The sequence below is a fragment of the Dickeya sp. NCPPB 3274 genome (genome assembly GCF_000406205.1).
In the GTDB taxonomy this organism is placed as follows: domain Bacteria; phylum Pseudomonadota; class Gammaproteobacteria; order Enterobacterales; family Enterobacteriaceae; genus Dickeya; species Dickeya fangzhongdai.
On sequence record NZ_CM001979.1, the window covers coordinates 1201227 to 1225723 of the forward strand.

The 24497-nt window shown below is 55.6% G+C and carries 23 protein-coding genes, 1 other RNA gene and 1 other annotated feature; of the genes, 13 read left to right on the plus strand and 11 right to left on the minus strand.

What is annotated here, in order from left to right:
* Nucleotides 1-13: 13 nt before the first annotated feature.
* Nucleotides 14-1306 carry an ammonium transporter AmtB gene (gene amtB / locus DXX3274_RS06155; protein WP_042859082.1) on the plus strand — a complete coding sequence of 431 codons (1293 nt, stop codon included), beginning with the start codon at nucleotides 14-16 and terminating at the stop codon, nucleotides 1304-1306.
* A 98-nt stretch (nucleotides 1307-1404) separates the two neighbouring features.
* Here amtB and tesB read toward each other — a convergent pair whose 3' ends face one another.
* Nucleotides 1405-2268: an acyl-CoA thioesterase II gene (tesB, locus tag DXX3274_RS06160; protein ID WP_042859083.1), complete on the minus strand. Its 864-nt coding sequence runs from the start codon at nucleotides 2266-2268 to the stop codon at nucleotides 1405-1407.
* A gap of 231 nt (nucleotides 2269-2499) precedes the next feature.
* Between tesB and DXX3274_RS06165 the strand changes: the two genes are divergently transcribed.
* Entirely contained in the window at nucleotides 2500-3066 is a 567-nt protein-coding gene (locus DXX3274_RS06165; protein ID WP_042859084.1) for a YbaY family lipoprotein, read from the plus strand.
* A gap of 28 nt (nucleotides 3067-3094) precedes the next feature.
* On the opposite strand, the gene DXX3274_RS06170 is transcribed toward DXX3274_RS06165, so the two are convergent.
* The gene (locus tag DXX3274_RS06170) at nucleotides 3095-3424 is read right to left on the minus strand and encodes an MGMT family protein (protein ID WP_042859085.1); all 330 of its coding nucleotides are present in this window, start codon (nucleotides 3422-3424) and stop codon (nucleotides 3095-3097) included.
* Between the two features lie 166 nt (nucleotides 3425-3590).
* Between DXX3274_RS06170 and ffs the strand changes: the two genes are divergently transcribed.
* Nucleotides 3591-3687, plus strand: an RNA gene (gene ffs, locus DXX3274_RS22685) — signal recognition particle sRNA small type.
* 296 nt (nucleotides 3688-3983) lie between these two features.
* On the opposite strand, the gene DXX3274_RS06175 is transcribed toward ffs, so the two are convergent.
* The 6 genes from DXX3274_RS06175 to DXX3274_RS06200 form a co-directional block, all read right to left on the minus strand.
* A complete protein-coding gene (locus DXX3274_RS06175; protein WP_009114000.1) occupies nucleotides 3984-4187 on the minus strand; it encodes an HHA domain-containing protein in 204 nt (67 codons plus the stop codon).
* Between the two features lie 53 nt (nucleotides 4188-4240).
* Complete coding sequence (gene tomB / locus DXX3274_RS06180; RefSeq protein ID WP_042859087.1) at nucleotides 4241-4609, minus strand: Hha toxicity modulator TomB; 369 nt, start codon at nucleotides 4607-4609, stop codon at nucleotides 4241-4243.
* A gap of 509 nt (nucleotides 4610-5118) precedes the next feature.
* Nucleotides 5119-5262 carry a type B 50S ribosomal protein L36 gene (gene ykgO, locus DXX3274_RS06185; RefSeq protein WP_013316871.1) on the minus strand — a complete coding sequence of 48 codons (144 nt, stop codon included), beginning with the start codon at nucleotides 5260-5262 and terminating at the stop codon, nucleotides 5119-5121.
* Nucleotides 5263-5277: 15 nt separating this feature from the next.
* Entirely contained in the window at nucleotides 5278-5529 is a 252-nt protein-coding gene (locus tag DXX3274_RS06190) for a type B 50S ribosomal protein L31 (protein WP_042859088.1), read from the minus strand.
* A gap of 186 nt (nucleotides 5530-5715) precedes the next feature.
* Entirely contained in the window at nucleotides 5716-8862 is a 3147-nt protein-coding gene (locus DXX3274_RS06195; protein ID WP_042859089.1) for an efflux RND transporter permease subunit, read from the minus strand.
* A gap of 16 nt (nucleotides 8863-8878) precedes the next feature.
* Nucleotides 8879-10072, minus strand: coding sequence for an efflux RND transporter periplasmic adaptor subunit (locus DXX3274_RS06200; protein ID WP_042859090.1), 1194 nt, complete (start codon nucleotides 10070-10072; stop codon nucleotides 8879-8881).
* A 142-nt stretch (nucleotides 10073-10214) separates the two neighbouring features.
* On the opposite strand from DXX3274_RS06200, the gene acrR reads away from it, so the two are divergent.
* Nucleotides 10215-10877, plus strand: a complete 663-nt coding sequence (gene acrR / locus DXX3274_RS06205; protein ID WP_042859091.1) for a multidrug efflux transporter transcriptional repressor AcrR — start codon at nucleotides 10215-10217, stop codon at nucleotides 10875-10877.
* 82 nt (nucleotides 10878-10959) lie between these two features.
* Entirely contained in the window at nucleotides 10960-14343 is a 3384-nt protein-coding gene (mscK, locus tag DXX3274_RS06210) for a mechanosensitive channel MscK (protein WP_042859092.1), read from the plus strand.
* Nucleotides 14344-14391: 48 nt separating this feature from the next.
* Here mscK and rsmS read toward each other — a convergent pair whose 3' ends face one another.
* The 3 genes from rsmS to DXX3274_RS06220 all read right to left on the minus strand — a co-directional run bounded on the left by rsmS (nucleotide 14392) and on the right by DXX3274_RS06220 (nucleotide 16003).
* Nucleotides 14392-14556, minus strand: a complete 165-nt coding sequence (rsmS, locus tag DXX3274_RS22690; protein ID WP_071603918.1) for a pleiotropic regulatory protein RsmS — start codon at nucleotides 14554-14556, stop codon at nucleotides 14392-14394.
* Nucleotides 14557-14634: 78 nt separating this feature from the next.
* On the minus strand, nucleotides 14635-15168 hold the full coding sequence (gene priC, locus DXX3274_RS06215; protein ID WP_038918206.1) for a primosomal replication protein PriC: 534 nt from the start codon (nucleotides 15166-15168) through the stop codon (nucleotides 14635-14637).
* Between the two features lie 64 nt (nucleotides 15169-15232).
* The gene (locus DXX3274_RS06220) at nucleotides 15233-16003 is read right to left on the minus strand and encodes a tRNA-(ms[2]io[6]A)-hydroxylase (RefSeq protein ID WP_042859093.1); all 771 of its coding nucleotides are present in this window, start codon (nucleotides 16001-16003) and stop codon (nucleotides 15233-15235) included.
* Nucleotides 16004-16137: 134 nt separating this feature from the next.
* Between DXX3274_RS06220 and DXX3274_RS06225 the strand changes: the two genes are divergently transcribed.
* The 8 genes from DXX3274_RS06225 to hemH all read left to right on the plus strand — a co-directional run bounded on the left by DXX3274_RS06225 (nucleotide 16138) and on the right by hemH (nucleotide 24490).
* Nucleotides 16138-16506: a DUF454 family protein gene (locus tag DXX3274_RS06225; RefSeq protein WP_042859094.1), complete on the plus strand. Its 369-nt coding sequence runs from the start codon at nucleotides 16138-16140 to the stop codon at nucleotides 16504-16506.
* Between the two features lie 180 nt (nucleotides 16507-16686).
* Nucleotides 16687-17235 (plus strand): adenine phosphoribosyltransferase, encoded by a 549-nt coding sequence (gene apt / locus DXX3274_RS06230; RefSeq protein ID WP_038661165.1) that lies wholly within the window; start codon nucleotides 16687-16689, stop codon nucleotides 17233-17235.
* Nucleotides 17236-17309: 74 nt separating this feature from the next.
* Nucleotides 17310-19322 carry a DNA polymerase III subunit gamma/tau gene (gene dnaX, locus DXX3274_RS06235; RefSeq protein WP_042859095.1) on the plus strand — a complete coding sequence of 671 codons (2013 nt, stop codon included), beginning with the start codon at nucleotides 17310-17312 and terminating at the stop codon, nucleotides 19320-19322.
* Nucleotides 18649-18713: a sequence feature (DnaX frameshifting element), on the plus strand. Its footprint overlaps the gene before it by 65 nt.
* Nucleotides 19323-19363: 41 nt before the next feature.
* On the plus strand, nucleotides 19364-19693 hold the full coding sequence (locus tag DXX3274_RS06240) for a YbaB/EbfC family nucleoid-associated protein (RefSeq protein WP_016942050.1): 330 nt from the start codon (nucleotides 19364-19366) through the stop codon (nucleotides 19691-19693).
* Nucleotides 19693-20298, plus strand: coding sequence for a recombination mediator RecR (gene recR / locus DXX3274_RS06245; protein WP_038661158.1), 606 nt, complete (start codon nucleotides 19693-19695; stop codon nucleotides 20296-20298). The genes DXX3274_RS06240 and recR overlap by 1 nt, the downstream gene beginning before the upstream one ends.
* Nucleotides 20299-20509: 211 nt before the next feature.
* Nucleotides 20510-22393 (plus strand): molecular chaperone HtpG, encoded by a 1884-nt coding sequence (gene htpG, locus DXX3274_RS06250; RefSeq protein ID WP_193747075.1) that lies wholly within the window; start codon nucleotides 20510-20512, stop codon nucleotides 22391-22393.
* A 282-nt stretch (nucleotides 22394-22675) separates the two neighbouring features.
* Nucleotides 22676-23320, plus strand: a complete 645-nt coding sequence (adk, locus tag DXX3274_RS06255) for an adenylate kinase (protein WP_038661156.1) — start codon at nucleotides 22676-22678, stop codon at nucleotides 23318-23320.
* A gap of 207 nt (nucleotides 23321-23527) precedes the next feature.
* Nucleotides 23528-24490 (plus strand): ferrochelatase, encoded by a 963-nt coding sequence (hemH, locus tag DXX3274_RS06260; protein ID WP_042859097.1) that lies wholly within the window; start codon nucleotides 23528-23530, stop codon nucleotides 24488-24490.
* Nucleotides 24491-24497 lie beyond the last annotated feature (7 nt).

The following is a 24497-nucleotide window of genomic DNA, read 5'->3' on the forward strand; positions in this document are numbered from 1 at the left end:
GGATGAAGAGAAAATGAAGAAACTTTCCTTGTCATTAGGTTTAGGGGCGGCTGCCATGCTTCCGGCATGGGTCATGGCGGATACGCCGGCGCCTGTGGCGGACAAAGCGGACAATGCGTTCATGATGATTTGTACCGCATTGGTGCTGTTCATGACGATTCCTGGATTGGCGCTGTTTTACGGCGGCCTGATTCGTAGCAAAAACGTGCTGTCCATGCTGACTCAGATTATGGTGGCTTTTGCGCTGGTCTGCATTCTGTGGGTGATCTATGGCTACAGCGTGGCATTCAGCGCAGGCAGCCCGTTCTTCGGCAGCCTGACCAATTTCATGCTGAATGGCATCGATATCAACTCTGTCAGCGGTACTTTCTACCAGTTTATCCATGTGGCTTATCAGGCGTCCTTTGCCTGCATTACCGTGGGGCTGGTGATTGGCGCATTGGGTGAGCGTATTCGTTTCTCCGCCGTACTGATCTTCTCCGCACTGTGGTTCACCTTGTCTTATTTGCCGATGACCCACATGGTATGGGGCGGCGGCTATCTGGCGGCAGACGGCGCGCTGGACTTCGCTGGCGGCACCGTAGTGCACATCAACGCCGCTGTGGCTGGTCTGGTTGGCGCGTTGCTGTTGGGCAAACGTGTCGGTTTCGGCAAAGAGGCTTTCAAGCCGCATAATCTGCCGATGGTATTCCTGGGCACCGCTATCCTGTATATCGGCTGGTTCGGTTTCAACGCCGGTTCTGCCGCCGCCGCCAACAACGTAGCGGGTCTGGCGTTCCTGACCACCGTGGTGGCGACAGCCGCTGCGATTCTGGCTTGGGTAATTGGCGAGTGGATTAGTCGCGGTAAACCGTCTCTGCTGGGCGCCTGTTCTGGCTGTATCGCAGGTCTGGTTGCCATCACGCCGGCCGCGGGCACTGTGGGTATCGGCGGCGCGATGATTATCGGTTTTGCCGGTGGTTTTGCTGGCCTGTGGGGCGTGACCGTACTGAAAAAATGGCTGCGCGTCGACGATCCGTGTGATGTGTTCGGGGTGCACGGCGTATGCGGCATCGTAGGATGTCTGCTGACCGGCGTGTTCACCGCCGCGTCGCTGGGTGGTACCGGTTATGCACAGGGTGTGACCATGGCTCATCAGGTATGGGTACAGCTGTTCAGCGTGATCGTCGCTATCGTATGGTCTGGCGTCGCCGCGTTCATCTCCTTCAAGGTGGCGGATATTGCTGTCGGTCTGCGTGTACCGGAAGAACAAGAGCGCGAAGGTCTGGACGTCAACAGCCACGGCGAAAACGCCTACAATCAGTAATTAATTCTCGTTCGGTAACGGATAATAACGGTTACCGTCATGCACTAAACAAAAAAACCACCTTGAAAAAGGTGGTTTTTTTATGCCTGGCGCTAGGGCTACTGACCGTGACGCCGGATGACGCCTTCCTGCACGCTGGATGCTACCAGCACCCCTTCACGGGTATAGAACTGGCCGCGAACAAACCCGCGGGCGCCGGAAGCCGAGGGGCTTTCGACAGAGTAAAGCAACCAGTCATCCAGCCGGAACGGCCGGTGGAACCACATCGCGTGGTCAATCGTCGCGACCTGCATTCCTCGTTCCAGAAACCCTACGCCATGCGGTTGCAGCGCCGTGAGCAGAAAATGGCAATCGGAGGTATAACCGAGCAGATATTGGTGGGTTCGCTCGTCATCTGGCATGGTGCCGTTGGCCCGGCACCACACCTGTCTGACCGGAGGCGCGGCTTCACCTTTCAACGGGTTATGAAATTTTACCGGGCGAATCTCTATTGGCCTGTCATTGGTAAAAACCTGGCGCATAACCGGCGGGATCAGATGTTCTATACTGCGGGCGATGTCCTGCTCTGACGGCAAATCGTCCGGCGGCGCTACCTGCGGCATGTCGCTCTGGTGCTCAAAGCCGCTTTCCCGTGTCTGGAAAGAGGCGGTCATGTAAAAAATCGAACGGCCATTCTGAATGGCGCTGACGCGTCTGGCACTAAAACTGTTGCCGTCCCGCAATGTCTCCACATCGTAGATAATCGGTTTCTGACTGTCGCCCGGAAGCAGGAAGTAGCTGTGAAACGAATGAATGAAGCGGTCAGCCGGCACGGTCTGTTTAGCGGCCGACAGCGCCTGACCGACCACCTGACCACCGAACACCTGACGTAACCCCAGATCCTGACTTTGGCCGCGGAACAGGCCTTCTTCCAGCTTTTCCAGATTCAACAGGTCGAGAAGATTTTGTAGTGCCTGGCTCATAGTTCTGCCTTTGGGTTAATCGTGATTACGCGGATGGCTCGTCGTTCGCTAAAGAACGCTTTCCATCGCATTCAGACATGAAGGTATTGGCAGGATCCGGGATGTTAATGTGCTTACACGATAACTATCGGAATTTTCCACCATAATTGTTATGCCGGTTGGTTCATACTTCTTAACAGGTGGCGGTCTTTATGACCGTCATCCTGATAAAATAATTAAGGAGACTTACCTATGAGATTATGGCATATCTTTGGTGGTATTACGGTATCGATCGCGCTCTCCGGGTGTGTGAATAACCATGGTGTTGCTCCTGAAGCGACTGCGCCGGCAACGGGGCAGACTCAGATTCAGACTCTTTCTCAACCTGTTAGCGGCATGCCCGCTGTGACCGGCACAGTCAATATTCGCCAAAAAATCGCGTTGCCGCCGGATTCGGTGCTGACGGTGACTGTATCCGATGCGTCGATTCCGGATGCACCTTCAAAAGTGATCTCCCAGCGGGTTATCCGCACGGAAGGGCAGCAGGCGCCATTCCGGTTTGTGCTGCCTTATAACCCGGCGGAAATCCGGCCGGACGCCCGTATCCTGCTCAGTGCCGCCGTTGCCATTAACCACCGGGTGACATTGATTACCGAGCATGTGATGCCGGTGGTCAGCAATGGGGTGAATAATGCCGATCTGACACTGATACCGGTTCCGACCGTACCGGTGCCGGCGAAGTCCGGCGGGTTTCTGACGCCTAATGCACCGGCAGCGACCGATGATGGTGTTTCAGATTCGTCATCACAATCCTATTAATATTGTTAATCACGCTGGCGGTGCCTGCTTACAAGACATCCTGCACGTACCGCCAGCGAAACCTGTCCAGATCGATCTTCCCTTCCAAATCCAGTATCACCCCTTCAGATTGAAGGGCCGACTTTTGCCGCTGAAAATCCGGACCGGTAAGCGAAATCTCTCCTTTTCGATTAATTACCCGATACCAGGGGAGCTGGCTGCCGGCGGGGAGCCCCCGCAGTATACCGCCGACCTGCCGTGCGGCTCGCGCCGAGCCGGCAAGGCGAGCGACATCGCCATAGGTAACGACGCAGCCGTAAGGAATAGCGGCGATAACGTGGATGACTCGCTGACGAAAATTGTCCGCTTCGGTAATCATGGCGGGATCCAATATGTTGAAACCGGTAGAGAATGAACGGTATCAGCAGTATAAAAGCTGGCGATGGGTAAGAAAACAGCGGTTAGGCGGCAGCAACTTGCAATTGCCCAGTTCATCACCGATAATGCCCTCCGCCCCACAGCTGTGGGGCTGTCAATGGAGGCCCCGTTGGTTCTCCCGCAACACTAACCTGTGGACCCGGTCAGGTCCGGAAGGAAGCAGCCGCAGCAGGCGACGTGTGTGCCGGGATGTAGCTGGCGGGGCCTCCACCATTTTATCTCTCTTCCGCTGGCTTCAATATTCTTCTTTATATCCCCGCCTGATGTTTTATCAATAAAAGATACAGCGTTTTTTATACGATAAATGCGGTGAAAAGGTTTCTAATCAGAAAGGTTCGATTTAATTCTGGGGAGAGTGAATGAATTAATAAAGAGAAGCTTAAGTAATGCGTGATACTTCTTGTTACAAAGGGTGTGTTATTTTTTACAGTTCATAAAAACAAAGGCCGACAGAATATCGGCACAGTGTCTTTATGTATTTAAACCGCTGTTTTTAATGCTTAGCGAACGTATTTCCACACAGCAGTCGGCACTTTGTCGTAAAGCTTATTCATCGTCAGCTCGGCCAGGCGGTGGTCTGCGGCTGAATAGAACATTTCAAGCTCATCGTTGGAAAGCTCGTACTTGTTTTTTTCTATAACACGCTCAAGCGTGTCGATGGTTGTGCATTTACGCAAACGCATTAAATAGTCGATTTTTTTCATAGTGACCTTGTTAATTTTCCTGGATTAAAATTAAGTATGAGACAAATTATTGCTTAAGTTTTTACTACCGTACAGATGCTCTTTTCTGAGAACATTCTGAATAATTGTGACTTGGATTTCTTCCATTTCTGCAACTCGGAGTCATTTATACCGTAATTGCTGAAAAGAATATAAGTGTCATCCAGATATTTCTCAACCCGTTCACATAACGCCGCTTCATGCGGGTATTTTATTTTGTAGGTAACAACAAATGCCGCAATATGCTCGATAAGTTCGTTTAGTTGAAGGTTGACCGCAGAGGTCGGATCATTCACCCAGCCACGACTGCTGTCACCTAATGTCGCGATACTTTCGTCGTGCAGATTTTCACACAAGAATCTGAGTTGGGCAATATCATAATGTTGAGGTGTGTACTCATCCATTTCTATCCCTCCGTAAGCTACGATTCAGTGTCACTTAGGGCCACCACTCGGCCAGACAGGTGGTGTGATGAAGTGCAGAAGATAGAATGCCCCTCAGTATGCCTCAATTTCCCTTAATCTTAAGACGAACAGGGGTAACACGGTGAATGCCAGAGAATGACTCGACGTCACTGTCAACGATCATTCTGAATTCATTATAGCAAAAAAGCCAACGTTTACGGTGTGGTCGAACCAATTTTATGACGATTGCTACCATCGGTGCGGGCTGCTTCCGGTGAGCCGTGATATATTTATCGGCCACTGGAACAAGTATATTTAATTTTTTTCGGCGTTAGCAAGAATCACAGTGTTAATTAGTTTTTCTGGCTTGTCTTTATTTGTAAAGATTTTGATGAAATGAAAAGATGCTTATTTTATCTTTTTGTTTTTTAAGGGGATTGATGAAGGGATACGAAGAGGGAAGGTGTGGTGATGAGCACACCTTCCGATAATTTTTGAGCAAATAATAATTAGCGCTTTTTCTTTTTCCTGCCCTGTACCGCGTTGAAACGCGGGTTGCTCTTACAGATTACATAGACGCGACCGCGACGTTTGACCACGATACAGTCTTTGTGACGCGTTTTGGCGCTGCGAAGAGAACTTAATACCTGCATGGATAATTCCCCAGATTACGATTTAAGAAAACGGCCGAAACGCTGTTGGAAACGCGCTGCGCTACCTTCTTTGGCGTATTCTTTCTGCTTGCCGGTGTAATAAGGATGAGAGGCGGAAGAAACGTCGATAGTGACGTAAGGATAGACTTCGCCTTCGAACTCATAGGTTCTATCGGTTTTGATGGTAGAGCCGATTTTATAAAATACATTCTCACTGGTATCGTGGAACAACACAGTGCGGTAGTTGGGATGAATACCCGCTTTCATGACAGCCTCATTTGTTATGTTATAACATATCTATATTCTGCGCTTTTTTGGCGTGATGATCAACGTTACGATTTGCGGGGAGATCGCGGGGCAGGGGGATAAGGGAGTGCGCGTTGGGCTTGCTGCCTGAAAATACCTGAAAAGAAAAAGGCCGCATAAGCGGCCTTTTAGAAGCAATATAACGCGTTAGTGACTGGTCTGGGAGTGCTCGTGATGTGAGTCGTCCGCTTCTTTTTTCTTGCCGAAGCGGCGGCGTACCACTACAAAGAACACCGGCACGAAGTAGATAGCCAGTACGGTAGCGGTGATCATCCCGCCCATTACGCCGGTACCGACTGCGTTCTGTGCGCCGGAGCCTGCGCCGGTACTGATCACCAGCGGTACGACGCCCAGAATGAACGCCAGCGATGTCATCAGAATGGGGCGCAGACGCATACGTACAGCATCCAGGGTCGCCTCCACCAGACCTTTCCCTTCTTTCTCCATCAGGTCCTTAGCGAACTCGACGATCAGAATGGCGTTCTTGGCGGACAAGCCGATGGTTGTCAGCAGGCCGACCTTAAAGTAAACATCGTTTTCCAGTCCGCGCAGGCCGGCAGCCATCACCGCACCAAACACACCCAGCGGTACAACCAGCATAACGGAGAATGGAATCGACCAGCTTTCATACAATGCGGCCAGACACAGGAACACCACGATGGCGGAGATAATGATCAACGCCGGCGCCTGGTTACCGGCCAGTCGTTCCTGATAGGACATACCGGTCCAGTCGAATCCGATTCCCGGTGGTAATTGCGACGCCAGTTCTTCCATCAGCGCCATGGCTTCACCGGTACTTTTGCCGGGAGCGGCTTCACCCACCAATTCTACTGCCGGCAGGCCGTTGTAACGCTCCAGACGCGGCGAACCGTATTCCCAGCGTTCGGAAGCGAAAGCTGAGAAGGGGACCATCTGACCGGAGGTGCCGCGGACATACCATTTCTGGATATCGTTGGGCAGCATACGGAATTTGGCTTCCGCCTGAACGTATACCTTTTTCACCCTACCTCGGTCGATAAAGTCATTGACGTAGGTTCCCCCCAGCGCGGTGGACAGCGTGGCGTTGATGGTGGCAATCGATACCCCGAGCGATTCCGCTTTTTCCTGATCGATATCAAGCCGGTATTGCGGCATGTCTTCCATCCCGTTGGGACGAACACGCACCAGCGTGTCAGGATGTTGGGCGATCATGCCCAGCAACTGGTTACGAGCGGCCATCAGCTTATCGTGACCAAGGTTGTTCTGATCGATCAGTTCAAAGTCAAAACCGCTGGCGGTACCCAGCTCGACGATCGCCGGTATGTTGAACGGGATGACCATCGCTTCCTTGATTTGCGAGAAGGCGCCAAAGGCGCGACCGATAATTGCGTCGACCTTATTGGCTGCGCCAGTTCGCTCGTCCCATTCTTTCAGGCTGGCGAAGGCGATACCCATGTTCTGTCCGCGACCGGCGAAACCGAAGCCGTTAACGGTAAACACCGAGTTCACGTTGTCTTTTTCGTGTTGCAGGTAGTAATCGTTGACCTGATCAAGCACTTTCTGCGTGCTTTCCTGGGTCGCGCCTACCGGCAACTGCACCATTGTCAGTAATACGCCCTGGTCTTCCTGCGGCAAGAAGGAGCTTGGCAGACGGGTAAACATCAGACCCAATCCAGCCACGACAATCAGGTACACCACCACATAACGGCCAGTGCTGCGCAGGATGTTGGCGACGCTGTTGGTGTAGTGATGGGTACTCTTATCGAAAAGACGGTTGAACCAGCCGAAGAAGCCTTTTTTCTCGCCATGGGTGGCAATCGGTTTCAGGATGGTTGCACACAGCGCCGGCGTCAGGATCAACGCCACCAGCACCGACAGCACCATGGAAGACACGATGGTGACGGAGAACTGACGGTAGATGGCACCGGTCGAACCGCCGGAAAACGCCATCGGTACGAATACCGCGGACAGCACCAGCGCGATACCGACCAACGCGCCCTGAATCTGCCCCATGGATTTGCGGGTGGCTTCCTTGGGCGATAACCCTTCCTCCGCCATCACGCGTTCCACGTTTTCCACCACAACGATGGCGTCGTCCACCAATAGGCCGATGGCTAGCACCATGGCGAACATGGTCAGGGTGTTAATCGAGTAGCCGAAGGCGGACAGTATGGAGAAGGTTCCCAGCAGCACCACCGGTACGGCGATGGTGGGAATCAGCGTGGCGCGGAAGTTCTGCAAGAACAGATACATCACCACGAACACCAGCACGATGGCTTCAAGCAGGGTTTTCACCACCTCGTAAATGGAGATTTTTACGAACGGCGTGGTGTCATACGGATAAACCACTTTCAGCCCGGCCGGGAAGGTCGACTGCAATTTAGTGATTTCCGCTTTTACCGCTGAGGCCGTATCCAGCGCGTTGGCGCCGGTGGCGAGCTTAATACCCAGACCGGCGGCCGGACGACCGTTATAACGGGCGATGACGCTGTAGCTTTCGCCGCCGAGTTCGATGCGGGCAACGTTATTCAGGCGAACCTGTGAACCGTCCTGATTCACTTTGAGCAGAATATTGCCGAACTGTTCCGGCGAATTCAGCCGGGTCTGCGCAATAATTGACGCATTCAGTTTCTGACCGGGTACCGGCGGCGTGCCGCCAAGCTGACCGGCGGCGATTTGGTTGTTCTGCACCTGAATCGCCGAGACCACGTCGCTGGTGGTGAGCTGGTAATTGTTCAGTTTGTCCGGGTCGAGCCAGATACGCATAGCGTACTGGGCGCCGAACAACTGGGTATCACCCACCCCGCGTACGCGGCTGATCGGGTCTTTGATGCTGGCGCCGACGAAGTCCGCGATGTCCTGCTGGGTCATGTTGTTGTCATCGCTGACAAAACCGAGCACCATCAGGAAGCTGCTGCTGGATTTCTGTACGCTAACGCCTTGCTGCTGCACTTCCTGCGGCAGCAACGGCATCGCCAGTTGCAGTTTGTTCTGTACCTGCACCTGCGCAATGTCCGGGTTGGCATCGGCATCGAACGTCAGTGTAATCTGCACGGTGCCTGACGAGTCACTGTTGGAAGACATATACAGTAACTTGTCGATCCCGTTCATGTTCTGTTCGATTACCTGCGTTACGGTATCCTGCAGGGTTTTCGCATCCGCGCCCGGGTAGTTGGCGGTAATCTGAACCGCGGGCGGCGCGATGGTTGGGTACTGCGCAATAGGCAACTTCAGGATTGCCAGTGTCCCGGTGAGCATCACCATAATGGCGATGACCCAGGCAAAAATCGGGCGATCTATGAAAAACTTGGCCATGGATTACCGGCTCCTGTTAAGACTTAGCGGGTTGGGACTGCGGTTGCTGCTGTTGCGCATTACCTGCGGCCACTTCCTGCGCTTTTACCTGCATACCCGGTCCGATTTTCTGCAGGCCTGTCACGATAATACGGTCACCCGATTTGACGCCTGACGTCACCAGCCATTTGTCGCCGATGGCCTGGCCGGTGGTGATCGGATGGACTTCCACTTTGTCGCCTTCGCCGACCAGCATCACGGTAGCGTCGCCGCGCGGTGTGCGGCTCACGCCCTGCTGAGGCACCAGAATCGCGTTGGGAGTAACGCCGGAATCCATCTGCGCGCGGACAAACATCCCCGGCAGCAGGTTGTGATCAGGGTTAGGGAACACGGCGCGCAGCGTGATGGAGCCGGTGGTTTCATCCACGGTGACGTCGGAGAATTCCAGCGTCCCAGGCTGGCTATAATGGGTGCCGTTATCCAGCGTCAGCTGAACGTTGGCTTTGCCATTGGTCTGTTGCAGGGTGCCGTTTTCCAGTTCCTTTTTCAGGCGCAGGAAATCGTTGGTGGACTGGGTGACGTCCACATAAATCGGATCCAACTGCTGGATAGTCGTCAGCGCTGTCGTCTGCGCATTGGACACCAGCGCGCCTTCCGTTACGGTGGACTTGCCGACACGACCGGTAATCGGGGCCGTTACTCGGGTATAGTTCAGGCTAATCTGGGCGTTGTCGAGGCTGGCTTTCGCCGCGGCAACCGCTGCTTCGGTCTGGCGTGCGGTGGCCACAGCCTGATCGTAATCCTGCTTACTGACGTAGTTGGTGCCGAGCAGCGGTTTATAGCGGTTAACGGTCAGCCGCGCGATTTCTGCGTTGGCCTGAGCCTGGACCAGCGCGGCCTTGGCGTTGTTGTACTGGGCCTGATATGTGGCCGGATCAATCTGATACAGCGATGTGCCTGCTTTGACGTCGCTGCCTTCTACAAAGTTGCGCTTCAGAATAATACCGTTCACCTGAGGGCGTACTTCGGCAATACGATAGGCGCTTGTGCGTCCCGGCAGCTCGGTGATGATATTCAGAGTTTGTGATTTTATCGTAACGATGCCGACTTCCGGAGCGCCTCCCTGATGGGCCCCTTCTTGAGAAGCCTTGTTGTCACATCCTGTGAGTACGAGGCCGCCAGAAAGCATCAGCATAGCCGCCAGAGGCGTAAGCCTTCTGTTTTTATTCATAGATAAACCCCAAGTATCCGATTTTTAATTGACCAATGGATCACAAGCTTTTAAACCCATTGCTGCGATAAATTCAGGCTCGTGCTATGTTACATACATCCGTGAATGTATGTAAATCTCGCTTCCCTTGAAAGTCGGCGCTATGGCACGAAAAACCAAACAACAGGCTCATGAGACCAAACTTCAGATTATGGACGCAGCGCTGCGTCTGTTTTCCGAGCATGGCGTTTCCTCAACATCATTGTCCGATATTGCGACTGCCGCCGGCGTGACCCGCGGTGCTATTTACTGGCACTTTAAAAACAAAGCTGAACTGTTTGATGAGATATGGGCGCGATCAGAAGCCAAAATTTCTGATTTCGAAACTGAGTATCAGGCAAAATTTCCTGATGATCCACTGCATGTGCTCAGAGAGCTGCTGATTTATATGTTGAGATTGACCGAGTCAGATATTGAATGGCGCTCGATGATGGAGATCATATTCCATAAATGCGAGTTTGTCGGCGAAATGCTGCCGACATTCAATGGCCGTAAGGATCTGTATTTCGACTGCTACGATAAAATAGAAGCCTCGCTGATGAACTGCATTCGGCAGGGGATGTTGCCGATGGACGTAAATCCCCGGCGTGCAGCGGTAGCCATGCGCGCTTATATGCGCGCTTATCTGTCGGGTATCATGGAAAACTGGCTGTTCCTGCCGGAAAGTTTCGATCTGAAAAACGAAGCGCCGTATCTGGTCGATGGGCTTATCGATATGTTGCGCGGCAGTCAGGCCTTACGCCAGAACGGTAGCTCAGAAGCCTGATACGCATAAATGCAGCCCGGCATACCTTGTCTTCCGGCAGACGTGATAAACTGCGCCATCTCTGTAAAACCGATGATGCATCATGAGTCGCTGTTTCGCCGTTTCTGGTTCGTTTACCGTTCTTTTCCGTTCTTTCCTTTATGATTCTGTTCGCCGTAGCCTGCCGTATATCTGGGTGTTTCTGCTCGGGTTGATGCCGCAGTGGCCGGCGCTTGCCGCCGGTAGCGATTTGCCGACCCGGAATGAGATTCAGAATCGGCTGGATACCCTCAACAAACAAAAAAGTCTGACCTCGGTAGACAAGCTGACCCAGCAGGATTTAACCCAAACGCTGGATGTGCTGGACTCTATCGACCGGGTCAGGCAGGAAACCAGCCAGTTGAAGCAGCAGGCGGCGCAGGCGCCGGCCAAGCTGAAGCAGGTGAATGAAGATCTGGTGTCGCTGGGGGGCACTGCGCCGGTGTCTCAGCCATCGCTGGAGTCGCTGTCGCTAAAACAGCTGGAAGCCCGCCTGAATGAAACGCTGGATGATTTGCAGTCCGCGCAGGAAAACCTCTCTACCTACAATAGCCAGCTGATTTCGTTGCAGACCCAGCCAGAGCGGGTGCAGAGCGCGTTGTATGCCGCTTCGCAACGCAGCCAGCAACTGCGTACCCAGCTCAGTGGACTTGACCCGTCGCAGGAGCCGCTGCGGCCGAGTCAGCAGATTTTGCTGCAGGCGGAGCAGGCGCTGGTCGGGCTGCAAATGGAGCAGCAGCGCAAAAGTCTGGAAGTGAACACCACCATGCAGGATCTGCTGCAGAAGCAGCGGGATTACACCGCCGCGCAGATCGGCCAACTGGAACACATGGTGCAGACGTTGCAGGGCGTTATCAACAACAAGCGCCTCAACCTGTCGGAGAAAACCGCCAAGGAAGCGCAGAATTCGGATGAGTTGCAGCGTATTCAGGAGAACCCGCTGGTCAAAGCGGAGATGGATACCAACCGTCAGCTCAGCCAACGTTTGATCAAAGCGACCGAAGCAGGCAATACGCTGGTTCAGGAGAGCATTCAGGTAAAAAACTGGCTGGATCGGGCCACGCAGTCGGAACGCAACCTGAAAGAACAGATTACGGTGCTGAAAGGCAGTCTGTTGCTGTCGCGCATTCTTTATCAACAACAGCAAAATCTGCCATCGGCCGATGCGATGGGCAACATCAGCACCCAAATCGCCGATTTGCGTCTGGAACAGTTTGATATCAACCAGCAACGCGATGTGTTGTTCCGTGGCGATGAATATATCCAGCAACTGGTTGTTCACAGCAATGCCACGGTGGATGCCGAAGTTACCGATGCGCTGGAGCAGATCCTGGACATGCGCCGCGAACTGCTCGACCAGCTCAATAAGCAGCTTGGCAATCAGCTGATGCTGGCGATTAACCTGCAAATCAGCCGCCAGCAACTGATGAGCGTGAATGACTCGCTGCAACGTACGCTGACTCAGCAAATCTTCTGGGTCAGCAGCAATAAACCGATGGACTGGAACTGGCTGAAGGATCTGCCATCGACACTGAAACAGCAGGTAAAAAACCTGCATTTCAACCTGAAAGGCGTACAACTGGGCCAGGGGGTCATGAATTCGCTGTTGCTGATCATCCCGGCACTGATAATGGTCTGCCTGTTGCTGTGGCGGCGAAAAAGCATCGATAGCTATATGAGCAAGCTGGCGGACGATGTCGGGCAACTCAAGCGCGACAGCCAGTTGCATACGCCGAAAGCCATTCTGCTGTTGATTTTACGCACGTTGCCGGGCGTGCTGGTGATTTTGTCGCTGGGGCTATGCTTGAAGCGGACGGATAGCCAGCTCAGCAGCTTCGCCTGGCTGCTGAGCGAAAATCTGGCGTTGTTCTGGATGGTGTTCGCCACCGCCTGGTTTAGTCTCAAGCCGGGCAGCCTGAGCGAGCGCCACTTCAATATTCCAGCGTACCGCTGCGCGCATTACCGGCGTCAGACGTTGCGACTCGGCGGCGCGCTGCTGCCGCTGATGTTCTGGTCGGTGGTGGGCGAGAAAGCGCCGCTGTACCTGGTGGATGACGTCATCGGGCAGATCATTATCGTCTGTAACCTGCTGTTGCTGACCATTCTGGTGTTCCCGGTATGCCGCGACTGCTGGCGGGAAAAAGAACGTCATACGGTGCAGTTGATCGTGGTGACCATGATGGCCGCCATGCCGCTGTTTCTGATTGGGCTGATGCTGAACGGGTTTTTCTATACCACGCTGCGACTGGCCAGCCGCTGGATCGACAGCCTGTATCTGTTGATCGTCTGGAATATCGTCTATTTCGCCACTATTCGCGGTTTAAGCGTCGCGGCCCGCCGTCTGGCGTATCGCCGCGCGGTGGCGCGACGCCAGAATCTGGTCAAAGAAGGGGCGGAGGGCAGCGAACCGGTGCCGGAAGCGCCGCTGGCGCTGGAGCAGATCAGCCAGCAATCTTTGCGCCTGACCACCATGGTGCTGTTTCTGGCGTTCTCCGGCGCGTTTTACTGGATCTGGGCCGATCTGGTGACCGTGTTCTCTTATCTGGACAGCATCACGCTGTGGCATTACAGCACAACGAATGCCAGCGGCGCCGTATTGCAGCCGGTTACGCTAGGCAACCTGTTGGTGGCGATGGTGATTGGCGGCGTGGCCTATGTGATGACCCGCAACCTGCCAGGTTTGCTGGAGGTGCTGGTGCTGTCGCGTCTGCAACTGCGGCAAGGCACGTCTTATGCCATCACTACCGTGCTGACCTATCTGATTACCGCCGTCGGTGCGGTCACGTCACTGAGCTCGCTCGGGGTTTCCTGGGATAAGTTGCAGTGGTTGGTGGCGGCATTATCGGTGGGGTTGGGCTTTGGTTTGCAGGAGATCTTCGCCAACTTCGTGTCGGGCCTGATTATCCTGTTCGAACGACCGGTGCGTATCGGCGACACCATCACTATCGGTACGTTCTCCGGTTCGGTCAGCAAGATCCGTATCCGCGCCACCACGATTACCGATTTTGACCGCAAGGAAGTCATCATTCCCAACAAGGCGTTTGTCACCGAACGTCTGATCAACTGGTCACTGTCGGACACCATCACGCGTGTCCTGATTCGTATCGGCGTTGCTTACGGTTCCGATCTGGACAAGGTGAAAGAGGTATTGCTGCAGGCGGCGCGCGATAATCCACGCGTGATGACCGACCCGGAACCGCAGGTGTTTTTCCTGTCGTTCGGCCCAAGCTCGCTGGATCACGAACTGCGTTTGTACGTGCGGGAACTGCGGGACCGCAGCTACACCGTCGATGAACTGAATCGCACCATCGATCGTCTGTGCCGCGAAAACAATATCGACATCGCCTTCAACCAGTTGGAAGTACACCTGCACAACGCGCAGGGCAACGAGATACAGGAAGTGTCCCGCGTACTGACTCCGCCGCAGGATGCGATGGAAACCCGCTAAATAACGTTGTGGGGAATATGCGCCGGAGCGGGAATGCCTGCTCCGGCGTTAGGCGGGCGTCTGGTGGGGTGGGGCGTCGGCCTTCAACTGGTAGTCCCGGCGTACGATTTCCAGCGCCGCCAACACCACCTTCGGCGCTATCTGGTTGTCTTCCAACAGCATAATGAGATCGACCGCCAGTTTGATTTCTGGCGTTTCATTTTCCAGCGACATGATTCTTCTACCTCACTCCGATCCTGTTCTGTTTTTTCTAAAACATAGCAGAGAATAGTGAATGAGGATCACGAAAGGTCAAAACCCCTGCTCCTGACGTTCAATCTGACGCTCCAGCCGCGACAGCGCCTGACGGCAGCGGGCCAGTCGGCCTTCCAGCGCCGCCAGCTCGCGTTGTAGGCGTTGCTGCTCGCTGAGTTGGCTTTGGGTCGCCAGCAAGCTTTCCCGATCCTGAATCATCGCCAGCAGTCGACGCTCATAACCCTGATATTCCGCCAGTTTCTGGTACCGGTCCTGCGGCGCCGGCGTCGCGGGTTCCTGCTCCCGCAGCGGTTGGGTTGCCAGTTCCCGCTGCAGCGCCGTCATTTGCGTCAGCAGTTTTTCCGCCATGAACGCCACCCGATCCAGGCGCTGTTCCTGTACATATTGCTGCAGATGTTGGTAGTTATGGCGGATCTCGTCGAGATAATCGCCCAGTCGGGTGCCGTAGCAACTGAACAACTGGCGATCAAAACGCGACCGGGGCGCCTGTCGCGCGGCAATCGGCTCGACATCCCGCGCCAGCGTATCAATCTGGCGCGCCAGCACGGCCAGCAGTGCCTGTGTTTCCATGGCGTTTCCTCCGTCGGTCGACCGCGGCATCCGTAAGCCGCGGTATGTGGAATCACGGGCCGGTTCAGTGGGTGCTGAACGCCGGTTTGCCGCTGTGGAATTTGAAATCGTTGTCCGGGCTGGTAATCAGCTGTGCTTCTGTTTGCGCAAAAAAGGCGACGCGCGCGGTAATATCCTTACCGGCGATCTGTTCCGCCAGCGCCAGATAATCCTGATAGTGGCGGGCTTCGGAACGCAGCAATGAAATGTAGAATTTGCGCACGTCTTCTTCCAGATGCGGCGCCAGTCTGGCGAAGCGCTCGCAGGAACGCGCTTCGATAAAGGCGCCGATGATCAGTTTGTCCACCAGCGCATCCGGCTCGTGTGATTTCATGTGTTGCGTCATGCCGCGGGCGTAGCGGCTGGCGGGCACGTTCTGGTAAGGAATGCCCTTTTGCTCCATGACTTCCAGCACCTGATAGAAATGGTGCAGCTCTTCGCGGATCAACATCACCATTTTATCGATCATGTCCTGACTATAGTGGCAGCCGGCGCGGGCGGTAATCTGACGGGTAATTTGCCCGCCTGCTTTCAGCGTCTGCATGTCGCCCACCTGTCGGAAAGCGAAACTCTCGTATGGGGCAATCCAGTCCTGCAATTGATGCCGGCTCTCCTGATCCACCGCATAACGACGGATCAGAAACAGCGCGCTCTGAGCGGCTTTCAGTTCGCATACCAGATGATCGCGCAGCAATACCGGCAGATTTTCCGGCTTGCGCGCTTCGTCGATCCACTCATCTGGCGTAGCGGCGGTGAGGAAAGCATGAATGGGGTCGAGAATGGAATGATCAAACATGTACGGCGGACGGATTGAGTTAACGTGGCGGTATGATACAACGATTCCTGTGGATTGCGATCGGGTCTGCTGCGGCCCGGCTCGGGTGAGCTGTCTGGAAATGAACGTTCGTATGGAAACGTAATGGGGGCAAGATGTATCGAGTGGTGCTGATAGTCGTGGGGTGGCTGGCGGTAGTGCTGGCGGCGTTGGGCGTGGTGTTGCCGTTGTTGCCGACCACGCCGTTTCTGCTGCTGGCCGCCTGGTGTTTTGCCCGCTCCTCGCCGCGTTTCCACTATTGGCTGCTATACCGCTCCTGGTTCGGCGGCTATTTGCGCCACTGGCAGCAGCATCGCGCGCTGCCGCCGGGCGTCAAAACCAAGGCGGTGCTGGTGATTATCGCGACTTTTGCCTTGTCATTGTGGCTGGTGGATATTACCTGGGTCAGGGGCCTGCTGCTGGTGATTCTGGTCGCGTTGCTAACCTTTATGCTGCGTTTGCCGGTTATTGATCCGAAGCAATAGCCTGCGATAAAAACAGGCGGATCTGCGTAGGCCGGTTGCATTTGCCGGTCAGTTTGACTAGATTTGAGCGTTTTCGTGCGCGAGCCGCCACCGTATTTTTTATCGCCAACGCCTGCGGGCGGCATGGCGAAGGTCCGTGGCGGTGTTCAGTGAATATAAGGTTTTATCAGGCACAACATTATGACCGCAACTCAGCAGCCAGAATTGATTAAAAACAGTATCAAGAGTATTCCGGATTACCCCAAGCCGGGCATACTGTTTCGTGATGTGACCAGCCTGCTGGAAAATCCGCAGGCCTATTCGGCGAGCATCGACATGCTGGTTAAACGCTATCAGGACGCCGGCATTACCAAAGTTGTCGGTACCGAAGCGCGTGGTTTCCTGTTTGGGGCGCCGGTGGCGCTGGCGTTGGGCGTCGGATTTGTTCCGGTGCGCAAGCCGGGCAAATTGCCGCGCGCGACGCTGAGCGAAAGCTATGAACTGGAATACGGCAGCGATACGCTGGAAATTCACGCCGATTCCATTACCGCCAGCGACAAGGTGCTGGTGGTGGACGATCTGCTGGCGACCGGCGGTACGATTGAAGCGACCGTCAAACTGATTCGTCGTCTCGGCGGTCAGGTTGCCGACGCCGCTTTCATCATCAATCTCTTTGACCTCGGTGGACAGCAGCGCCTCGAAAGCATGGGCATCGCCTGCTACAGCCTGGTCGATTTCCCCGGCCATTGATGACGGCAGTCTCGCCGATGGCGGCGAGACTGTGTTAGCATCACCTCCTCAATAACTCAACTGCTGCGGTATTGATGAGCTATCAGGTTCTTGCCCGTAAGTGGCGTCCCCAAACCTTTGCCGACGTGGTAGGACAGGAACATGTCCTGACGGCGTTAGCCAATGGTCTTTCGTTAGGCCGTATCCATCATGCTTACCTGTTTTCCGGTACACGGGGCGTAGGCAAGACGACTATCGCCCGTTTACTGGCGAAAGGGCTGAATTGCGAAACCGGGATCACGGCTACGCCCTGCGGCCAGTGCGATACCTGCCGGGAAATCGAACAGGGACGATTCGTCGACCTGATCGAGATTGACGCTGCATCCCGCACCAAAGTGGAAGATACCCGCGATTTGCTGGATAACGTGCAATACGCTCCGGCCCGCGGCCGCTTCAAGGTTTACCTGATCGACGAAGTGCACATGCTCTCCCGCCACAGCTTCAACGCGTTGCTGAAAACGCTGGAAGAGCCGCCGCCGCATGTGAAATTCCTGCTGGCGACCACCGATCCGCAAAAACTGCCGGTGACGATTCTGTCCCGCTGCTTGCAGTTTCATCTCAAAGCGCTTGATGCCGAGCAGATTCGTCAGCATTTGCAACAGGTGCTGGAGCAGGAACAACTGGCTTCGGAACCGCGCGCGCTGCAATTGCTGGCCCGCGCCGCCGATGGCAGCCTGCGCGATGCGCTGAGCCTGACCGATCAGGCTATCGCCATGGGGCAAGGGCAGGTCACCGCCGCCGCCGTCAGCCAGATGCTGGGCACGCTGGATGATGAGCAGCCGCTGGCGTTGATTGAAGCGCTGGTGAAAGGCGATGGCGCCGGTGTCATGGCGCTGATGGGGCAGGCGGCGTCGCGCGGCGTCGACTGGGAAGCGCTGCTGGTGGAAACCCTGACGCTGCTGCACCGGATTGCCATGCTGCAGTTGCTGCCTTCCGCGTTGGGTGAAGAATACAATCAGGTCGCGCCCCGGTTGCGTGAACTGGCGCGGGTGATCCCGCCTGCCGAGGTGCAGCTCTACTATCAGACGCTGCTGGTGGGGCGCAAGGAGTTGCCGTACGCGCCGGATCGCCGTATGGGCGTGGAAATGACCCTGTTGCGGGCGCTGGCGTTTCATCCCAGCCAGACGATCGCCGAACCGGTTCCGGTCAGCGCGCCATCCGCGGCGCCTGCGGCGAGTGCGCCGTTACCCTCCGAACCGGCGCGTGTGCCGCCATCGGTTAGATCCAGCGCGATGCCTGCCGCATCCGGCGATGAACCGGCGGCCAGACCTATTCCGGCAACGGGCAGCGAATCGCCGCCAGTGCCAGCTCCGGACGGCAATTTGCCGGATGCGACCGCACAGTTGCTGCAGGCGCGCAGCCAGTTGCTGAGCCGACAGGGAAATACCCCGACAAAAAAGACTGAACCGGCGGCGTCAGGAAAAACGCGGCCGGTAAACTCGGCGCTGGAGCGGCTGGCTTCGGTGACCGAGCGTGGTCAGCAGCAAATGGCGGCCAAAGCCGTGGCGCAGGAAGAGCAGAAAAAGCAGGAGGCTTATCGCTGGCGGGCGCAGAAGAAAGCCGAGCGGGTTGAAACGGCGCCGGTGACTACGCCCAAGGCGCTACGCTCGGCGCTGGAATATGAAAAGACGCCGGAATTGGCGGCGCGGCTGGCGGTGGAAGCTATCGAACGCGATGCCTGGGCGGCGGAAATCGATCGTCTGACGTTGCCTAAGCTGGTACAACAGCTGGCGCTTAATGCGTTTAAAGAGATGGCGGAGGAGGGAGCGATTCACCTGCATTTGCGCTCTTCCCAGCGCCATCTGAATTCGGCGGCGGCGCAGAAAACGCTGTCGGAGGCGCTGGCGACGCACTACGGGCGTCCGATCAGCCTGACTGTCACCGAAGACGATACGCCGGCGGTCCGTACGCCGCTGGAGTGGCGTCAGGCCATTTATGAAGAGAAGCTGGCGCAGGCGCGCCAGTCCATCATGGCTGATAATAATATTCAAACGCTACGGCGTTTCTTTGATGCGGAACTGGACGAAGAGAGTATCCGCCCCGTTTAACCCGCTGCCTGCCGGCAGCCCGAAGTGGTAGAGAGAACGATATGTTTGGTAAAGGCGGTTTAGGCAATCTGATGAAGCAAGCTCAGCAGATGCAGGAAAAAATGCAGAAGGCGCAGGAAGAGATTGCCAATCTGGAAGTGACCGGGGAATCGGGCGCCGGGCTGGTGAAGGTGACCATTAATGGCGCCCACAACTGCCGTCGTGTTGAAATCGACCCTAGTCTGATGGAAGACGACAAAGAGATGCTGGAAGACCTGATTGCGGCGGCTTTCAATGATGCGGCGCGGCGTATCGCCGAAGTCCAGCAGGAAAAAATGGCGTCGGTTTCCAGCGGTATTCCGCTGCCGCCCGGCTTCAAGATGCCGTTCTGATGCAAACCAGCCCGCTTCTTGAATCGCTGATGGAGGCGCTGCGCTGTTTACCCGGCGTGGGGCCAAAATCGGCGCAGCGTATGGCGTTTCATCTGTTGCAGCGCGATCGCAGCGGCGGTATGCGTCTGGCGCAGGCGCTCACCCGCGCTATGTCGGAGATTGGCCACTGCGCCGACTGCCGGACCTTTACCGAGCAGGAGGTTTGCACCATCTGCGCCAATCCGCGTCGCCAGCAGAACGGCCAGATTTGTGTGGTGGAAAGCCCGGCGGATATTCATGCCATCGAGCAGACCGGGCAGTTCGCCGGTCGTTATTTTGTGCTGATGGGCCACCTGTCGCCGCTGGATGGCATCGGTCCCGGCGATATCGGGCTGGATCGACTGGAAGAGCGTCTGGCGACGGAAACCATCAGTGAAGTGATTCTGGCGACCAACCCGACGGTGGAAGGCGATGCAACGGCCAACTACATCGCCGAGCTGTGCGCCGAGCATGGAGTAATGGCCAGCCGTATCGCTCACGGCGTACCGGTGGGCGGCGAGCTGGAAATGGTGGACGGCACCACGCTGTCTCACTCGCTGGCCGGGCGACACCCCATCCGGTTCTGATTTCTGCGGCCGCCTGTCGGCGGCCGATATATCACCGACATTGTTTATGTCGTCAAATTGCATATGTCGACAAATTGTTGGTGTAGACAAATTGTCGGTGTAGTCAATTGCAGTTCCCCCCCTTGAAACCCCATCGGGTTATCCCCATCTGTTGCTTATCCTCCGTTGAATCAGCCTGAATAAATACGTATTGAGGGAAGTAATAATGAGTATGAAAGGCCAAGAGACCCGCGGCTTCCAGTCCGAAGTGAAGCAACTGCTGCACCTGATGATCCATTCGCTGTATTCCAATAAAGAAGTGTTCCTGCGCGAATTGATCTCCAACGCATCCGATGCGGCGGATAAATTGCGCTTTCGCGCGCTGTCTACGCCGGATCTGTATGAAGGCGACGGCGAGTTGCGCGTTCGGGTATCGATCAATAAGGAACAGCGGACCCTGACCATTAGCGATAACGGCATCGGCATGAGCCGCGATGACGTGATTGACAACCTGGGTACCATTGCCAAATCCGGTACCAAGGCGTTTCTGGAGTCTCTCGGTTCCGATCAGGCGAAAGACAGCCAGTTGATCGGCCAGTTCGGGGTCGGTTTCTATTCCGCGTTTATCGTTGCCGATAAGGTGACGGTGAAAACCCGCGTAGCGGGCGCCAGCGCCGATCAGGGCGTGTTCTGGGAATCCGCCGGTGAAGGCGAATACACCATCGCCGATATCGCCAGAGCGGAACGCGGCACCGAAATCACCCTGCACCTGCGCGAAGGCGAGGATGAGTTCCTCGACAACTGGCGTGTGCGCTCGGTGATCAGCAAATATTCCGATCACATCGCGTTGCCGGTGGAAATCGAATCCCGTACTGAAAGCGAAGAAGAGGGCGGGGAAGAGACCGTCACCTGGGAGAAGATCAACAAAGCCCAGGCGCTGTGGACCCGCAGCAAGTCTGACATCAGCGACGACGAGTACCACGAGTTTTACAAACACATCGCCCATGACTTTACCGACCCATTGAGCTGGAGCCACAATCGGGTGGAAGGGAAGCAGGAATACACCAGCCTGTTGTACATTCCTTCCCAGGCGCCGTGGGACATGTGGAACCGCGATCACAAACATGGTCTGAAACTGTACGTGCAGCGCGTGTTCATTATGGACGATGCCGAACAGTTCATGCCGAACTACCTGCGTTTTGTACGCGGTCTGATCGACTCCAACGACCTGCCGCTCAACGTCTCCCGTGAAATTCTGCAGGACAACCGCGTAACGCAGAGCCTGCGTACCGCGTTGACCAAGCGTGTGCTGCAGATGCTGGAAAAACTGGCCAAAGACGACAGCGAAAAATACCAGACTTTCTGGCGCCAGTTCGGTCTGGTGCTGAAGGAAGGTCCGGCGGAAGATAGCAGCAACCGTGAAACTATCGCCAAACTGCTGCGTTTCGCCACCACCCATAACGACAGCGATGAGCAGAGCGTGTCGCTGGACGACTACATCAGCCGCATGGTGGAAGGTCAGGATAAGATCTATTACATCACCGCCGACAGCTATGCCGCCGCCAAGAGTAGCCCGCATCTGGAGCTGTTCCGCAAGAAAGGCATCGAAGTGCTGCTGCTCTCCGATCGTATCGACGAATGGATGATGAGCTACCTGACCGAGTTCGACGGCAAGTCCTTCCAGTCGGTCAGCAAGGCCGACGAGTCGCTGGACAAACTGGCGGACGAGGCTGACGAGTCGCAGAAAGAAGCGGAGAAGGCGCTGGAGCCGTTTGTCGATCGCGTCAAGACGCTGCTGGGCGAGCGTGTGAAAGAGGTGCGCCTGACGCACCGTCTGACCGACACGCCGGCGATCGTCACCACTGACGCCAACGACATGAGCACCCAGATGGCGAAGCTGTTCGCCGCTGCGGGCCAACAGGCGCCGGAAGTGAAGTACATTTTCGAACTGAACCCGGAACATGCGCTGGTAAAACGCGCCGCCGATACGCAGGATGACGCGCAGTTCGGCGAGTGGGTGGAACTGCTGTTGGATCAGGCGCTGTTTGCCGAGCGCGGCACGCTGGAAGATCCTAACCAGTTTATCCGTCGAATGAACCAGCTGCTGACTGCCTGATTCTGCTTATCATGATGAGGCTGAACGCTCCGGCTTGCCGGGGCGTTTTTTATACTGCTTCTGCATATATTTACCCTGATGTTAACGACTGGTAACTCCCAGGTTGCCGATTCGTCGTCTACACTCTCAGAGTCGGCTGAAAAGTCATACGCCATCACAGATTTCAGTAGTACCGCGCCCGCTGAACCGAGCCCGTTCCTTGAGGAAGCTCTTCCGGAATGGTATGGTTTAGCGTTTTTCAAATTTTTTTTAAAAAAACTACATAGCAAGGGGAATTACGCAATGCGTATTATTCTGCTGGGCGCTCCGGGCGCAGGCAAAGGTACTCAGGCTCAGTTCATTATGGAGAAGTATGGCATTCCGCAAATTTCCACCGGCGACATGCTGCGTGCGGCGGTAAAGGCCGGTAGTGAACTGGGCAAGCAGGCAAAAGAAATCATGGATGCGGGTAAACTGGTGACAGACGAACTGGTGATTGCCCTGGTCAAAGAGCGTATCGCACAAGATGACTGCCGCAATGGTTTCCTGCTGGATGGTTTCCCGCGTACCATTCCTCAGGCTGATGCGATGAAAGAAGCCGGCATTAATGTTGATCACGTGATTGAGTTCGACGTGCCTGACGAGCTGATCGTCGAGCGCATCATCGGCCGTCGCGTGCATGCGGCTTCCGGTCGCGTGTACCACGTGAAGTTCAATCCGCCCAAAGTGGAAGGCAAAGATGACGTCACCGGTGAAGAGCTGACCATCCGTAAAGATGATCAGGAAGACACCGTACGCAAACGTCTGGTGGAATACCATCAGCAGACCGCGCCGTTGGTGAATTACTATCAGCAGGAAGCCGCGGCTAACCACACCCGTTACCACAAGATTGACGGCACCCGCCAGGTCAGCGAAGTCAGCGCAGAGCTGGCCCGTATTCTCGGCTGATTTCGTCTTTCGGATGCGCCATCATGGCTGGTGGCGCTTCTTCCCGCACTCTTCCGCTGTTTTCTCCTCTTTATATTGCTCCCGACAATTGCTGGTATCGGCGTTAACCACGCTGCCAGCCGGTTTTTCACGGCGGTGTTTCCGCTACAATGACACTCCGTTCCCGTCCAAACGATGATGCCGAAGCGGCAGCAGAGGAAAACGTTGATGAAAAAAGAAAAACGCGGTGTGTTGATGGTGAATCTGGGCACGCCGGATGCACCGACGCCGCAGGCGGTAAAACGTTATCTGGCCGAATTCCTGAGTGATAAACGCGTTGTGGATCTGAACCGGCTGCTGTGGTGCGCCATCCTGCGCGGCATTATTCTGCCGACCCGTTCACCGCGGGTGGCGAAGCTCTATCAGTCGGTGTGGATGGAGGCGGGATCGCCGCTGCTGGTTTACAGCCGCCGACAGCAGCAGGCGCTGGCGGCGAATCTGCCGGATATGCCGGTGGAGTTGGGCATGAGCTACGGTTCCCCGAGCTTGCAGTCCGCGCTGGATGCGTTGCTGGCGCAGGGCGTCACCGAGGTGACGGTGTTGCCGATGTACCCGCAGTATTCCTGCTCCACGACCGCCGCCGTGTGGGATGGCCTGGCGAAGCTGCTGAGTACCCGGCGTCAGGTGCCGGGCATTCGTTTTATCCGTGATTATGCCGAACATCCGGTGTATATCGCGGCGCTGAAACACTGCGTCGAACAGTCATTTGCGGAGCATGGCGTGCCGGATAAGCTGGTTATTTCATTCCACGGCATTCCGCAGCGCTATGCCGATGAAGGCGATGATTATCCTGAACGCTGCGCCGCTACGGCTCAGGCGTTGACTGCTGCGCTCGGCTTGCCGCCGGAACAGGTGATGATGACCTTCCAGTCCCGCTTTGGTCGTGAAGTCTGGCTGACGCCTTACACCGATGAAACCATGCAGGCGTTGCCGAAGCAGGGGGTGAAGCGGGTTCAGGTCATCTGCCCCGGTTTTTCCGCCGACTGTCTGGAAACGCTGGAAGAGATCAAAGAACAGAATCGGGAGATTTTCCTGCATGCCGGCGGGGAGTCTTTCCATTATATCCCGGCGCTGAACGACGACCCGCAGCACATTGCGTTGCTGACGCAGTTGGTGAACGCGCCGGCGTAAGGCCGGT